The sequence below is a fragment of the Peribacillus sp. TH14 genome (genome assembly GCF_016651145.1).
GTDB classification, from domain to species: Bacteria; Bacillota; Bacilli; order Bacillales; family DSM-1321; genus Peribacillus; species Peribacillus butanolivorans.
The window spans coordinates 3841627-3857545 of the sequence record NZ_JAEKEK010000001.1 but is presented as its reverse complement, the minus strand read 5'-3'; the positions used below and the strand labels follow the sequence as shown (position 1 = coordinate 3857545).

14 protein-coding genes and 1 other annotated feature (1 of these 15 cut by a window edge) are annotated in these 15919 nt (G+C 39.3%); of the genes, 2 read left to right on the top strand and 12 right to left on the bottom strand.

The features are described 5' to 3' along the window. Nucleotides 1–3: 3 nt before the first annotated feature. A complete protein-coding gene (locus JFU50_RS18700) occupies nt 4–1317 on the bottom strand; it encodes a DEAD/DEAH box helicase (RefSeq protein ID WP_201185830.1) in 1314 nt (437 codons plus the stop codon). A gap of 424 nt (nt 1318–1741) precedes the next feature. Here JFU50_RS18700 and vrrA point away from each other — a divergent pair, with 424 nt between their 5' ends. Next, a complete protein-coding gene (gene vrrA / locus JFU50_RS18695; protein ID WP_201185832.1) occupies nt 1742–2434 on the top strand; it encodes a VrrA/YqfQ family protein in 693 nt (230 codons plus the stop codon). A gap of 115 nt (nt 2435–2549) precedes the next feature. Continuing rightward, nucleotides 2550–3494 carry a 4-hydroxy-3-methylbut-2-enyl diphosphate reductase gene (locus JFU50_RS18690; RefSeq protein ID WP_201223637.1) on the top strand — a complete coding sequence of 315 codons (945 nt, stop codon included), beginning with the start codon at nt 2550–2552 and terminating at the stop codon, nt 3492–3494. A 45-nt stretch (nt 3495–3539) separates the two neighbouring features. Here the strand turns inward: JFU50_RS18690 and JFU50_RS18685 are convergent, their stop codons facing one another. The 11 genes from JFU50_RS18685 to glyQ form a co-directional block, all read right to left on the bottom strand. Further along, nucleotides 3540–4658, bottom strand: a complete 1119-nt coding sequence (locus tag JFU50_RS18685) for a Nif3-like dinuclear metal center hexameric protein (RefSeq protein ID WP_201223635.1) — start codon at nt 4656–4658, stop codon at nt 3540–3542. Further along, entirely contained in the window at nt 4655–5362 is a 708-nt protein-coding gene (locus JFU50_RS18680; RefSeq protein WP_201185846.1) for a tRNA (adenine(22)-N(1))-methyltransferase, read from the bottom strand. Before JFU50_RS18680 ends, JFU50_RS18685 begins: the two co-directional genes overlap by 4 nt. 222 nt (nt 5363–5584) lie before the next feature. Then, nucleotides 5585–5950 (bottom strand): cytochrome c550, encoded by a 366-nt coding sequence (gene cccA, locus JFU50_RS18675; RefSeq protein ID WP_098177900.1) that lies wholly within the window; start codon nt 5948–5950, stop codon nt 5585–5587. A gap of 234 nt (nt 5951–6184) precedes the next feature. Then, nucleotides 6185–6715: a hypothetical protein gene (locus JFU50_RS18670; RefSeq protein WP_201185847.1), complete on the bottom strand. Its 531-nt coding sequence runs from the start codon at nt 6713–6715 to the stop codon at nt 6185–6187. Nucleotides 6716–7004: 289 nt separating this feature from the next. After that, entirely contained in the window at nt 7005–8138 is a 1134-nt protein-coding gene (gene rpoD / locus JFU50_RS18665) for an RNA polymerase sigma factor RpoD (protein ID WP_053346989.1), read from the bottom strand. 39 nt (nt 8139–8177) lie between these two features. Then, a complete protein-coding gene (gene dnaG / locus JFU50_RS18660; RefSeq protein WP_053346990.1) occupies nt 8178–9986 on the bottom strand; it encodes a DNA primase in 1809 nt (602 codons plus the stop codon). A 48-nt stretch (nt 9987–10034) separates the two neighbouring features. Further along, entirely contained in the window at nt 10035–10490 is a 456-nt protein-coding gene (locus JFU50_RS18655) for a YaiI/YqxD family protein (protein WP_056528775.1), read from the bottom strand. A gap of 532 nt (nt 10491–11022) precedes the next feature. Continuing rightward, the gene (locus JFU50_RS18650; RefSeq protein WP_056528772.1) at nt 11023–11832 is read right to left on the bottom strand and encodes a pyruvate, water dikinase regulatory protein; all 810 of its coding nucleotides are present in this window, start codon (nt 11830–11832) and stop codon (nt 11023–11025) included. Between the two features lie 28 nt (nt 11833–11860). Further along, nucleotides 11861–12499 (bottom strand): helix-turn-helix transcriptional regulator, encoded by a 639-nt coding sequence (locus JFU50_RS18645; RefSeq protein WP_056528664.1) that lies wholly within the window; start codon nt 12497–12499, stop codon nt 11861–11863. Nucleotides 12500–12661: 162 nt separating this feature from the next. Next, nucleotides 12662–14731: a glycine--tRNA ligase subunit beta gene (glyS, locus tag JFU50_RS18640; RefSeq protein ID WP_201185848.1), complete on the bottom strand. Its 2070-nt coding sequence runs from the start codon at nt 14729–14731 to the stop codon at nt 12662–12664. Continuing rightward, entirely contained in the window at nt 14718–15614 is an 897-nt protein-coding gene (glyQ, locus tag JFU50_RS18635) for a glycine--tRNA ligase subunit alpha (RefSeq protein ID WP_053346993.1), read from the bottom strand. The genes glyS and glyQ overlap by 14 nt, the downstream gene beginning before the upstream one ends. Before the next feature lie 188 nt (nt 15615–15802). Continuing rightward, nucleotides 15803–15919: a binding site (T-box leader), on the bottom strand (it continues 58 nt past the right edge of the window).

Sequence of the window (15919 nt, the reverse complement as noted above, 5' to 3'; positions counted from 1 at the left end):
TTATTATTTCTTTCTCTGTATACGACGTTCACGTTTTTTAAAGTTTTCCACATCACGTTGAATTTTCTTCTTGTAACCAGGCTTAACTTTAGTTGGCTTCTTAACATGCCTACTTGCTTTGACATCAATATCAGATTTTTGTTTCTTACGGTTTTTCCGTTTATTACGCTCGTCTATATTAATCCAATCGCCGTTTTGGATATCGGCATCATGAAATTCGATTCCCATTTTTTCAAGACGGTTCAATGAATCTTCATCAGATGTATCATAGATCGTTGCGGCGATACCTGAATATCCTGCACGAGCTGTTCTTCCTGTTCTATGGATATAAAAGTCCAAATCTGATGGCAATTCATAGTTAATGATATGGCTGACACCTTCAATATCGATTCCACGCGAAGCCAAATCTGTCGCAACAATAAATTGATATTCCAAATCTTTAATTTGCTTCATCATTTTTTTACGCTCACGCGGTGTTAAATCTCCGTGAATACGACCGACATTCAACCCTTTTTCAATCAAAGAATTAGCCACATGATCTGCCATTTTTTTGGTGTTTGTGAAAACAATCGCCAAATACGGATTATAACGAACAATGATATCATGCAGTAACTGCTCTCTGTTACGATGGCGGAGCGGAATTAAGACATGTTCAATTTTTGCAGCAGTCGCCTGTTTAGGGTTCACTTGAACATATTTCGGATTCTCCATATATTTATTCAAAAATGGCTTTAATTTTTCTGGTATAGTTGCCGAGAAAACAAGCATTTGAATTTTTTCAGCCATACGTGAAGCAAATAAATCGACATCTTCAAGGAATCCCATGTCAAGCATTAGGTCCGCTTCATCGACTACAAGCATTTTTGCTGTATACACTTGTAAGGCCTGAGCTTCAACCAAATCCTTAATCCTACCAGGAGTCCCAATAACCAGTTGTGGCTGTATCTTTAATTTATCAATCATTCGCTGTTTATCAGTACCACCGATAAAGCAACGGACTTGAATCTGCTCATCCTCTGGGAAATGGTCTGCAATTTTCAAAGCTTCTTTGTAGATTTGGTTCGCTAACTCACGGGTTGGTGCGGAAATAATCGCTTGAACTTCATTTTTACCAGCATCAAGCTTGTTCATAATTGGCAGCAAATAGGAATGTGTCTTACCCGTACCTGTCTGCGACTGTCCTATTAAGCTACTTCCCTTTAAAAGCGACGGAAGCACACGTTCTTGAATTTCCGTCGGCTTATCGAACCCTAAAGTACGAACCGCATCTAGAATGTAGCTTTTCAAATTAAATCGTTCAAATTGGTTTTGTTTCATCAAAAAACTCCTTTATCCTTGTCAGTCAATAGACATGTCCTATTATTATAATAAATTTTATACAAAAAGCGCAAGCGCCTTGGGTAGCTCGTGAAGAAAATAGGGATTGACCCATAAGGCGATTTTTGCCTTTTGAGGTCCATCATCTTTTTCACAACGAGCTAGGCGCTGAAGCTAAAAAAATATAAAAAGCGCAAGCGCTTTGGTTAGTTCTCTTAAATGGACTCTTGCAAACGAAAAGCCCCTGTCCTGGCCATAGCGTATCCCCCGCAGACATGGAGCTAAAAGACTACCGTTACCATCTTACCTTCTTTCCGGTTACTTCACAACAGCCCAGTCATTCTTTCCTCAAACCTTTTTTGTTGAACTGCATAATTTATATAGAAGAAAACACCAGCATATAAACTTAGAGGAGGTGAAACCTATGTTCCCAGGTAGAAATCGGCCACCCGGACCCGGTTTTCAACCACCTAATGGAAGGCGAATGCCGCAGCCACCAGGCCCATTTAGAGGACCCCAGCAGCAAAATCCAAACGCTTTTCAACAGATGCGTCGACCTGTTGCACCAAATAGACCTCAACAAATACCTCAAGGTTTCCGTGGCCCATTCAATCAGCCACAGAGGCCGGAACAGCCACCTGCGAAGAAAGAAGGATTGTTATCAAGAATTCTGGGTAAGTCCAAACAGAATGCAGCTTCCCCAAACTTATTTGCGCCAGCTGCTTCTTCTACCAACCAAAATTCTTCAAGAAGTAGTGGAGGTGGGATTTTAGAGACATTAAAAAACCCTGATTCCCTGAACAATATGCTCAACAACACGCAAAAAGTGCTGCAGGCAGCCGAACAATTCACTCCAATGGTAGAGCAATATGGCCCAGTTATTAAAAACTTGCCGTCCATGTGGAAGGTTTTCCGAAGCATATCATCCAGTGATGATACAGTGAAATCAGAAGGTGAAAGTGAAGTTGAAACAAAAGCAAAAGATGTGTCACCAAATACCAATGAGATAAAGGAGGATACAACTAAACAAGAAACCGTTACCCCTGAAAAACCAATCTCTAAAGTTCGTCCTGAAACCACAAGGGTAAGGTCTTCTGGCCCTAAGCTTTATATTTAAAATTCGAAAAAGCTAATTTTAGGCAAATAGGATGTTTTGTAATATCATCTATGGTCTTATATAATAGAAAGGTATAAATAGTGAGAGTTTCTTGCCTTTGAAGGAGGACACATAGATGAAAGTGATTAAAATTTCCCCGCGCGGCTATTGTTATGGCGTTGTCGATGCCATGGTCATCGCCCGAAATGCGGCTTTAGATAAAACCTTGCCACGTCCTATATACATTTTAGGTATGATTGTTCATAACAAACATGTAACTGATGCTTTTGAAGAAGAAGGAATCATCACGTTAGATGGCAGTAACCGTAACGAGATCATCGAACAAGTGGACAGCGGAACCGTTATCTTTACTGCTCACGGTGTTTCCCCTGAAATTCGGAAGATTGCTGAGAAAAAAGGGCTTGTTACACTCGATGCTACTTGCCCTGATGTTACCGCAACACATGACTTAATACGGGAAAAAGAAGCTGAAGGGTATCAAATTATCTATATCGGCAAAAAAGGCCACCCTGAACCAGAGGGCGCAGTTGGAGTTGCCCCCGATGTCGTTCACCTGGTTCAAAAGGATGAAGATGTTGAAGCCTTAACTTTGAACAGTGAAAAGATTATTGTGACCAATCAAACCACCATGAGCCAATGGGACGTATTGGATATCATGGATAAGGTTAAAGAAAAGTTTCCACACGCTGAAGTCCATAAGGAAATCTGTTTAGCCACACAGGTACGTCAAGAAGCAGTTGCCCAGCAAGCTGGAGAAGCCGATGTTTTAATCGTTGTTGGTGATCCGAAAAGTAACAATTCTAATCGTCTTGCACAAGTATCCCAAGAAATTGCCAGCACAACCGCTTATCGCATTGCTGACATTTCCGAGCTGAACCTCGAGTGGCTAAAAGGTGCAGAAACCGTTGCTGTTACTTCTGGTGCTTCTACACCAACACCGATTACAAAAGAAGTTATTGCATTCATAGAGCAATATGACCCAAATAATGAAGAGACCTGGAATACGGAAAAGAAAACACCATTGCATAAAATTTTACCTAAAATTAAAGTAAAGAAATAAATTCTCAAAAAAAGGCAGCCATAGTGGTTGCCTTTTTTTGTATGTTTAAATAAATCGAAAAGGGTCGGTATTTATCTCAGATGGAATGAACTCTACATCGAAGTTTCTTTCGTGACACATTTCTTTTAGGATTCGCGCAACGCCTTTTTTCATCACTTTTTCAACATTGTGGCCAGGGTCCACAATATTCAAACCAATCATCATCGCGTCATGGGCCGTATGATAATACATATCACCTGTAACATACACATCAGCACCCTTAAATTTCGCAGTCGTAAAGTATTTATTACCGTCTCCTCCAAGAACTGCTACTTTTTTTATCGGACTATGCAAATCTCCGACGACACGTACCTTATCAACATCTAGTGTTTGTTTCACATGTTGTGAAAATTGCTCAAGTGACATTTCTTCTGCAAGCACACCAATTTTACCTAATCCAAGTGATTCTCCTTTGTTCTCCAGCTTATAAATATCGTAAGCGACTTCTTCATACGGATGGGCTTTAATCATCGCAGAAAGCACTTTCTTCTCGATATTTTCCGGGAATATCGTTTCAACCCGAACTTCAGCAACCGCTTCAAGCTTCCCTAGTGAGCCAATTGCCGGTTCACTGCCTTCACCTGGTAAAAATCGTCCAGTACCTTCACCTGAAAACGAACAATAGCTGTAATTTCCGACTGCTCCTGCTCCAGCCTTACCTAAGGCTTCTCTTATCTTTTGTTCATCAACCTTAGGCACATACACGACCAATTTCTTTAGAGCTGTTTCATGAGTAGGAATAAGTACCTCTGTATCCTGTAATTGAAGAGCATCTGCAAGTAAATCATTTACCCCGCCCTTAGCAACATCCAAATTAGTATGTGCAGCATAAACAGCAATATCATGCTTGATCAGCTTTTCTATGATACGTCCGCCAGCAACGGTTGTATCTATTTTCTTTAATGGACGGTAAATAAGGGGATGATGGGCAATGATTAGTTCCACACCACATTCAATTGCTTCGTCCACAACCTCTTCTAGCACATCAAGGGCAATCATCACTTTTGTAACCGGCTTATTCAATTGTCCGACATGTAATCCGATTGGATCTCCCTCCATCGCATATTGCTTTGGAGAGAACTGTTCAAACATCTCAATGATTTGAAAACCATTTGCTGTCTTCACCCTTTAAGCACCTCCTCAATTACAGAAATTTGAGCTTCTAATTCATTACGCTTCGATTCTAAGCCGCTTCGGCCGCTTTCATCCAATTGTTCGATGATTCTTTCCAAATGTCTTTTCTCAAGCTGCCATTTTTTTATGAAAGTGTCACTGAATTGCTTTGTCAAGAACGGCCCAAACATGAGGCCAATTTGCTTATTTACACGATAAGGTTGAAGCGGGTCCCCCTTTTCAGCAATTAAGATTTCGTAGATTTTTCCATCTTCCTCGAGGATTTCTTCTCCAGTTAATTCCCAGCCGTTATCGATTAGCCAGCTACGAACATTTGCTGCACCAACATTCGGCTGAAGGATAAGCCTCTCTGCCTTGCCCAGTTTTTCTTTTCCACTTTCCAATATACTTGAGATTAATGTCCCGCCCATGCCTGCAATCGTAATGCATGTAGCTTCATCAGGATTCAACACCTCAAGTCCATTTCCTTTACGGACCTCAATCTTGTCCTGAAGCCCTGTTATAGCCACTTGCTTGCGAGCTGACTGATATGGTCCTTCTACAACCTCCCCGGCTATAGCCTGGTCACACAGTCCATTACTCACTGCATAGCAAGGCAAGTACGCATGGTCTGAACCAATATCTGCAAGGATGCTTCCTTTTGGTATATGTATAGCAACACGTTCTAATCTCATCGATAGTTTTTCATGATTCATATTATCAACTCTCTTAACTCAAATAATGTCTTACATAGTTTAGTTTCCCATTCGATTATAACAAGTTCTATGGAAAAATTACAGAACGAGAGAAATATGGCTCTCTCTCAATCACTAGACAAAGGACAACTTCCATCATTGGAATCTTTGTTTTGCGGAAGAAAAGAAAAACTGACTCAAAAAGCTCGCCTTCCAACGATTTTTTGAGTCAGTTTTCATAAATTATTTCAGTCCGTGAATATACTCGGCCATGGCATCAATGTTTTGCTCTTCGACTAAACCTGGTGGCATGGCACCTCGTCCATTAGTAATTACATTTTTAACTTCGTCTACTGATAGACGATCGCCAACTCCTTTTAGAGCTGGACCGACACCACCCTGATAGGCATCACCATGACAAGAGATACAGGTCTGCTTATAGATGTCTTCAGGTGATGCTGAGGCACTTTCTGTTTCTTCTGTCTTTGCGCCGCCTTCTTTTTCCTTAGCAAGATCTTTGGCATCACCCAAACCTTTAAACGAAAGTAAAAACATAAGTCCAATACCAAAAACCATGATAATAATAAAAGGCATTACTGGATTTTTCATAGTATTTCCTCCCCTATGTAGAACCTAAACCTACCATATTTAATATTATATACAAACAGCTATATATTATTTTACTTGAAAAGAGTTTCAAGTAAAAGCCCAAAAATAGAAGATATTATATAATTTCTTAAAATTGTCAAAAACTTATGTATATTTCCAAACAGTTTTTTCTTTTATATATATATTCCATAATACCCTAAAATTTCTATTAAAACACTTTATTGTCCATTTTAATTATATTAATAAAAAGTAAATAGTGATAATAACCCCTAGACACCCCGATATGGAGAAATAGATCAGCTTTAGCTTTTTCCCTATTAAAATCCAGAGCCCGCAATGGATAAACAAACAAGTATTAAGAATACTTTCCTTGCCAGGGGCAATTAATTCAGTCAATTTAACTGTAAATAAAAGCATTAATAATGCCATTCCTATTAACGTCAATTGAAAAACAATCTTTTTGTTAATAAAGCGGCGAACTAAAAACCCAAAGATGATGATAGAAATTGTTGTCACAACAATTTGCATTCTTATGGGTATTTCAGTAAAATAATTCAAAAATACAATAAATACAAAAAAGGCTCCTATTATCAGCCCTGAAAGAATGTCTTTTTTATCGCTTCCGGTTTTATTCGAATAAGCAGGTGGTAATTCTCCTTGACAGTATAATGCAAGTAAGTAATTACAATATTGCTCCGGAATCATATGACTTTCCTTCCAGGAGTTAATTTCTTGAATGATAATTTTCTTTCTCGTCTCATCCATGAATACACATCCTCATGCCCGTTTGTTCTTTATATCGGCTAATAAAGCGATTCATTTAAGATTGATTTTAACATTTTGCTCGGCACTAAGGGGAACGTTCGTACGATACCAGTGGATACCTATGTTCCGATTATTAGATATTTAATGTACTGAATCTCGTCTCCATTATATAGATAAGTACATAAATATTGTCCTTATATGTATATTTTTACATTTAATCACGTGAAAAAAAGCCACTCCCGAACGCTTGGCATTCAAAGAGTGGCTCTTGTGAAAGGCATATTTATTTCTATTCTAAGAAGTCTTTCAAGCGTTTGCTGCGACTTGGGTGTCTCAGCTTACGTAATGCTTTCGCTTCAATTTGACGGATACGCTCGCGGGTAACTCCAAACACTTTACCTACCTCTTCAAGCGTCCGTGTACGGCCGTCATCAAGTCCAAAGCGAAGTCTCAAGACATTTTCTTCACGATCTGTCAGTGTGTCTAATACGTCTTCAAGCTGTTCTTTCAATAGTTCATATGCTGCATGTTCAGATGGAGAAGTCGCGTCCTGATCTTCAATGAAGTCACCTAAGTGGGAATCATCTTCTTCACCGATTGGCGTTTCCAAGGAAACAGGCTCCTGAGCTATTTTCAAGATTTCACGAACTTTTTCCGGAGTTAAATCCATATCCTCTGCAATTTCTTCTGGAGATGGTTCACGTCCAAGATCCTGAAGAAGCTGCCTTTGAACACGAATTAATTTATTGATGGTTTCAACCATATGCACCGGGATTCGAATCGTTCTTGCTTGGTCAGCAATGGCACGAGTAATGGCCTGGCGAATCCACCATGTTGCATACGTACTAAATTTGTATCCCTTGCGATAATCAAATTTTTCTACCGCTTTGATAAGTCCCATATTACCTTCTTGAATAAGGTCAAGGAAGAGCATACCGCGTCCAACATAACGCTTAGCAATACTGACAACTAGACGCAGGTTGGCTTCAGCTAAACGGCGTTTTGCTTCTTCATCTCCTTCTTCAATTCGCATCGCTAAAGAGATTTCCTCTTCGGCTGATAAAAGGTCAACGCGACCAATTTCCTTTAAATACATACGGACAGGGTCGTTAATCTTTACGCCAGGAGGAACACTTAAATCATTTAAGTCAAACTCTTCTTCTTTTGCAAGTTTCTTCTCATCGGGATCATCTTCATCTTCGTCTTCCTCACCATCAGTGAGTATTTCGACTCCGTTTTCAGTTAACACCTCATAGAACTCATCCATTTGATCGGAATCTAACTCAAAACCGCCAATTTTTTCTGCGATTTTTTCTAAAGTTAAAGAGCCCCGTTTTTTACCTAGCTCTATTAATTTTTCTTTCACCTGCTCAAGGCTAAATTCATTATCAACTTGTTTGGAACGTGCTGGTTTTTCAGCCATTAGTTCCCCTCCTTCCAGGACTTACACCTAAACAACTTACTACAACAATTTACGCAATTTGATGATTTCCATGGCAATTTGTGCAGCAGTTACATAATCACTACGTCTGACTGCATCTTTTTCTTCAACTTGTTTTTCTTTTATCTTTAACAACTTTTCATATTTCAACACTTGATTTATACAATCGGTCAGTTCTTTTTCGGTAACTTCCTCATTCACTGACATCATTTCTATTTCCGAAACGATCCTTCTCAAGTTCGGATCCGGTAAATAAGTAAGGAAAAAGCTTGTATCCGGCTCGTGTCCATCTTCATAGAACGCATATAAATAGGTGATGATTGCCTGATGTTCATCTACATGAAAGACTGTTTGCCCAAGCAACTGCTGAATTTTGAAAGTCATATCCCTGCTTTTCAGCATATGGGCAATTAACTTAGTTTCAGCATTATGGTGAGCTGGCTTTAACTTATGCTCATATTGCAGGGTCATTTTCTTTTGTATTGCAGGCTGCGGCAGTGTCCCCTTCTTGCGTTCCGCAAAAAATACCTGTCGCTGCTGCTGTTCCAACGCATCCAATGATAGAGAAAATTCAGAGGATAACTGCCGGAGATAATGATCCCTCTCCACAGCATTGGGCAATCGCGAAATTTCTCTAAGAACTTCTTCGATATATTGAATTCGATCTCCTTCATTATTTACGTTTTTTCCTCGTCGTAAATAATGCATTTTGAATGCCATGTAGGTTAAACTGGCCCCTATTACTTCAGAAACAAAGCTTTTTTCACCGAATTCCTTTATGTAGTCATCGGGGTCCAAGTTATCAGGCATCAGCGCGACCTTAACTGTAAAATCGTTGTCCTGTAACATATTAACTGCACGGTTTGCCGCATTCAATCCCGCAGAGTCCGAATCGTAGCAGATTAGTATCTGATCAGTATTTCTTTTTAATAGCTGGATATGCTGATCGGTTAGGGCGGTCCCCATCGTAGCGACCGAATTCTCTACACCCGCACGAACAGCTGAAATACAATCGGCAAAGCCTTCAAAAATAACTACTTGTTCTTTCTTTCGTATGTGAGGTCTTGCATGATGAAAATTATATAAAGTTTTACTTTTATTGAAGATTGGCGTTTCGGGACTATTCAAATATTTGGGCTCATCGTCCCCCATTGCTCTTCCCGAAAACGCAATCGTATTCCCTTGGTGATCCATAATTGGAAACATGACTCTATTTCTGAAACGGTCAAAATATGACTCGTCTTTTTCCCTAAAAATAATTAGCCCTGCTTGCTCCATAAATTCCGCTGGAAACCCACGTTTTAAAAGAAACTTGGAGACAAAGTCCCATGAATCCAATGAGTAACCAATTTGGAACTTTTCTATCGTCTCTTCTGTAAATCCGCGTTTAAGAAGATATTCAAGAGCTTCTTGACCCTCCTTCGTATTTACGAGGAGATGGTGGTAAAACTTTCGCAACAAGTCATGTGCTTCAAACATTTGCTGCGAGCCAGCAGGCATATTAGAACGCTGGGAGTCCTTATTTATTTCAACATCTAAAGGAACATTTCCTTTTTCAGCTAAAACTTTCGCAGATTCCACAAAATTGTAGCCTTCTATATCCATTAAGAAAGTGAAAATATTCCCGCCTGCCCCACAACCGAAACAGTGAAAGATTTGCTTTTCAGCTGAAACGGAAAACGACGGCGAGTTTTCACCATGAAAAGGACAAAGGCCAAAGTAATTTCGCCCTTGCTTCTTCAGCTGGACATATTCTCCAATTAAATCAACAATGTCAACAGCTTCACGAATTTGGTTTATTTTCTCATCTTCTATACGGCCATTTGTCATTTTTCCACCTTGCAATTTTGGTGATAGTTTCTAATTCGATACCGACTTCTAATTCCCTGCAAAATTCGACAAAGTTTTCAAAAGTTTATTTGTAAAACATGTTCGATCTTCCTTTGTGAATGCTTTCGGCCCTTTCGTATGTTTACCCTGCCTGCGAAGTTTCGCTGACTGATAACGCATATCTAGGAGCATAAAAATATTCTCGTCTGTGTATTCTTTTCCCCTCGGTGAAAGAACATAAACGCTTTTTGGAAGCAGGGTTCCAGCCAATCCAATATCTGCAGTTACAACGATATCACCCTTTTTTACTGAATTTACTATATAAAGATCGGCCGCTTCTTTGTCCGCATCGACATATACCCATTTACCTTCAGGGTTGTTCATCATATTTTTATATGACGCAACAAAACAGACTTCGACATCGTGCAATCGTGCACAATGAAGGATCTCGTCTTTCACCGGACATGCATCGGCATCGACGTGTATGGTTGGTTTATTATTCATACCTTTTAATTCTACATCTTTCTGCATAATCCTTTTTCTCCCCTAAACTTTATCGAGATATAATGTAACTTTCAGCCATGGGTCAGAGAATATTCTCTAAAAGAGCCAACCTTTTTAATTCAAGGAATCTCTTCTTAGTAAAGTTACAATGTCGCTTTTACCTTGATTCAGAGTCAGCCAATTTAAAATTATACGGAACATGTCGAATTATTTTTATGATAAAAACCTTGACTTCTCATTAACCTTTAGTTTATTCCTTATTAATTAAGTCTAAACCTTAAGATTACTTTTTTCTCACAATTTTTTATTATAGTCTATTTGATTAGAAGATGCCAACATTTAAATTCCGATTCTTATTTTATACAAATCGATGGAATTTCAAATGTAAAAAGAGAAGAAATTTATGTAATTATTTCCTATTTCTGTGCGAAATTCCCTTAAATCCCCTTAGCATTAAAATGTGAGCTGACACTTAAAGTGCCTAGCTCACATTTTGGTTTACCTTAATTTAAGAATTAAATAAATCCACCTATCAACGATCTTTTTTTTGAAGGATATTGATAATCAAATTGGCTGTTTCTTCAACAGCTTTATTCGTAACATCAATGATTGGACAATTCAACCTCGAAATGATTGTATCAAAGTACGTCAGCTCTTCTTTTATCCGTTCCACATTTGCGTAAATAGCATGATCATTAAGCCCCAGGGACTTTAATCGCTCTTTACGAATATGGTTCAGCTTTTCCGGACTAATCTTTAAACCAATACATTTTTCAGGTGGGACCAGGAATAATTCTTCTGGTGGTTCCACTTCAGGCACTAAAGGTACATTAGCCACTTTATAACGTTTATGGGCCAAATATTGAGATAGAGGTGTTTTGGAAGTGCGTGATACACCTACAAGGACGATATCTGCTCGTAAAATACCACGGGGATCCCGCCCATCATCATATTTTACCGCAAATTCAATGGCTTCGACTCGCTTGAAATAATCATCATCAAGCTTTCTAACGAGACCAGGTTCATTAAGCGGCCCTTTTGGCGCTCTTTTCTGAAGGATGTCCATGAGCGGCCCTAAAATGTCATAAGCAGACAGATTTTCTTTTTCGACCTGTGCTTTCATGTAAGCTCTAATAGTTGGCTTAACAAGGGTATAGGCAATGATTGCTCCATCTAATTTTGCCAGTGAAATTACTTCATCCACGTTTTGTTCATCTTCAATATACGGAATCCGTTTTATGGAAAAAGCAGATCCCGAGAACTGGCTTGCAGCTGCTTTAGTAACCAATTCCGCTGTTTCCCCCACTGAATCCGATACAACATATATAATAGAACCGTTCATATTCTCCGTCATTCCTTTTGCAAGCCCCCTAATAGCCTTCATCAGCTAAAGCTACGAATGCTTTTGTTATATTGGTTTTTGTAATTCTTCCGATTACTTCATAGCCTTTTTCTGTTTCTTTGACGACCGGTAATGAGTCGATTTGTTTATCAATCAATTTTTTGGCAACATCAATCAATAAGTCTTCTTTTGAACACATTGTAATATTGGGCATCCTAGTCATAATAATATTGACTGGAATGGAGTTAAGTTCTTGCTTACCTATACTTGCACGCAACAAGTCTTTCCTTGATAAGACACCAACTAGCAGAGCATGCTTATCGACAACAAACATGGTACCGACATCTTCTAAAAACATCATGACGATTGCATCATATACGGAAATGCCTTCATCAACAACCACAGGGATCGATTGATAGTCTCGTACATAAAGATGGTTCAAACTATCTGTCAAAAGCTGTGTTCCTGACCTGCCTGTATAAAAATACCCGACACGCGGCCTCGCATCAAGAAAGCCTGCCATCGTTAAGATAGCAAGATCCGGACGAAGTGTCGCTCTTGTAAGGCTCAGTCTATCGGCAATATGTTCACCTGTAATCGGTCCATTCTCTTTAACAATTTGTAAAATATGCTCCTGACGCTTATTCAATTGGATTATAATCACCACCCCACTGCTTTCGCAGAGAAAAGTAACAAAAGTTATTCATCTAACAATTATATACTATATTATTTAATAAAAGCAGGTTTGTCCTATTTATTGACCATTTAATATTTTAAGAAATCGGAAACCTTTATATAAAGTGTCTCCGATTTCGATGAATCCTTTCAATTATGAAAGGATAATTTTATTCATAGCCGCAAAGCCTGAAACTAAATCGCTAATTTCTTTCATTAGGGATAAGCGGTTATTACGGATTGCTTCATCATCTGCCATGACCATTGTATTCTCGAAATATGATTCTATTTCTGATTGAAGCGAGATAAGATGTTCAAAACGCTCTTTCTCTTTTTTAGTTTCAGCATATCGCAATGCTACTGTTTGATATTTTTCATAAAGCGCTTTTTCCTGCTCATTTTCAAAAGCATTCGGGTCAACTGTCACTTTATGGTCACACTTTACAGCAATATTCATAACACGACTTAATGCTTCGAGGCTTTCTTTAAAGCCTGCTTCATCTTTTTTCGCGTCCAATACATGAGCACGTTCTACTAAAGAGTGTATAAACCCAATCTCGTCGATCAGAACGGCATCAATTAAATCATAACGAATCTGCTGTTCTTGAAGTAAATGTTTTACCCGCGCTTTAAAGAAGGTAAACATGTCTGCTTTTACTTCCTCTAAATCGCGTTTTAGAAGACCTTTTGATTCAAGTCCTTTAAGTCCTAGAGTAATAAGCTCTTCTAAAGAGATATTCCATTTTTTCTCCGCTAAAATTTGAACAACACCGCTTGCCTGTCTTCTCAATGCGTATGGATCCTGGGAGCCGGTTGGAATGACGCCAATAGCAAAGAATGATGCGAGAGTATCAATTTTTTCGGCTATACTTACAACTGCTCCAATAACAGAAGGCGGCACATTGTCATCCGCATGTCTTGGCATGTAGTGTTCATTGATTGCAGCCGCTACTTCTTTTGCTTCTCCTTTTAGGAGCGCATACTTCTCACCCATATACCCTTGCAATTCGGGGAATTCATAAACCATATGACTTACTAAATCAAATTTAGCAATTTCAGCAGCACGAAGCGCCAGATCCTTTTCTGCCTTTAAATTCAAAGCATCTGCCAGAACGCCTGTCACCGCTGTTACACGGGCTGTTTTCTCAGCTAAGGTACCTATTTCTTCATGATAAACGATGCTGTCGAGTTTTTTCAAAGCATCTGCTATCTCTTTTTTCTGATCTTCTTTAAAGAAGAATGCCGCATCCGATAAACGCGCACGCAACACTTTTTCATTTCCTTTAGATACCTTTTCTAGATGACGGTCATCTCCATTACGAACGGTTACAAAGAATGCAAGTAACTTGCCGCCTTGATCTTTAACTGGGAAATAACGTTGGTGCTCCTTCATTGAAGTGATCAAAACTTCAGCTGGAAGTTCAAGGAATTCTTCTTCAAAATGGCCAAATAACACCGTTGGGTACTCTACCAAATTATTGACTTCTTCAAGCAGATCTTCATCAACTGGGATGATCCAGCCTTTTTCCTGCTCAAGACTTTTAATCTGTTCTAAAATAACACTACGACGTTTTTCTGGATTAGCCATGACAAACTGGTCTCTTAACGTTGCTTCGTACTGTTCAGGATCCTCTATCCTTGCAGCTTCTCCTAAGAAGCGATGTCCCTTTGTTTCACGGCCAGTTTCAACATCAGCTATGGAAAATGGCACTACTTCGTTGCCGAATAATGCAATCAGCCATTTAATCGGACGGACAAAACGAAGGTCTTGGTTGGCCCAACGCATATTTTTCGGGAACGTCATCCCGCTGATAATTTCCTGCAACTCAGATAAAAGCTGGGAAGTCGGTTGTCCTTTAATGAATTTATTTACATGGGCATATTCAATACCCTTAAGTTCTTTAAAATAAATATCCTCAGCGGTCATCCCTTGGCCTCTAACAAACCCTAATGCTGCTTTAGACCAGTTTCCTTCACTGTCCAAAGCAATTTTTTTAGCTGGTCCTTTTGCTTCTTCTTCGATATCTTTTTGTGATTCTGAAACGTCTTTTACCAATATGGCCAAACGTCTTGGTGTGGAAAAAGCTTCAACCGCTCCGAATTCAATTGCTTTTTCCTTAAGCCATTTCTGTACTTTATCTGACAACTGTTTCATAGACGCTGTCACAAAACGAGCCGGCATCTCTTCCAATCCAATTTCCAATAACAAATCACGCTTGCTCATTTGTATTCTCTCCTTTCACTTTTAGAATCGGGAAGCCTAATTTTTCCCGCTCTTCATAGAAGGTTTTGGCAACCTTACGTGCTAAGTTACGGCAGCGGGCTATATATCCCGTTCTTTCCGTTACTGAAATCGCACCTTTTGCATCCAAAAGATTAAATGTATGTGAACATTTTAAAACATAATCATAGGCAGGATGTACAAGCCCTTCTTCCATTTGGCGATGTGCTTCCTTTTCATACATTGTGAAAAGTTGAAATAACATATCAAGGTCGGATGTTTCAAACGTATATTTTGAATGCTCGTATTCCGGCTGTCCAAAAATATCTCGTACTGTAAATCCTTCTGTCCATTCTAGATCAAACACATTTTCTTTTTCCTGAATGTAGGAAGCAAGACGCTCGATTCCATATGTAATTTCCACGGATACCGGCTTACACTCAAGACCGCCTACCTGTTGGAAATACGTAAATTGTGTAATTTCCATTCCATCAAGCCAAACTTCCCAGCCAAGACCAGCACAACCTAATGATGGGTTTTCCCAGTTATCTTCTACAAAGCGAATATCATGCTCAAGCGGGTTAATACCTAATGCGCGCAATGAATCCAAATACAGCTCTTGGATATTGTCTGGTGATGGCTTCATGATTACTTGGAATTGATGATGTTGATAGAGACGGTTAGGATTCTCTCCATAACGACCGTCTGCTGGACGGCGGGATGGCTCCACATAAGCAACACTCCACGGTTCAGGTCCAATTGCTCTAAGGAAAGTATAAGGGCTCATCGTTCCTGCCCCCTTCTCGACATCATAAGCATTCATTAATATGCAGCCTTGTTCAGACCAATGCTTTTGTAAAGTTAAAATCATATTTTGAATATTCATCGTACACCTCCAGATTATTTAAAACGCCTCTTTATGAAATTAGGGACGGGAACTCCTATACCAGTAATTTTGAATCGTTTATCGGCCACGCATGCATTTCACCAATTAATTCAAGTGTTTTACCGGTCCATTCATTGTTATTCTTTCGCATTTTTGCAAACAAAAAACTCCCGTCTCTATGCGAAATGCATAGGGACGAGAGTTTACCCGCGGTTCCACCCTAATTGCCGTTAATAAACCGGCCTCTTTTCAAAGCTACATGCTCCGGAACGCCTTCCCTGTAAATCCATACCCCGGCTTTCACC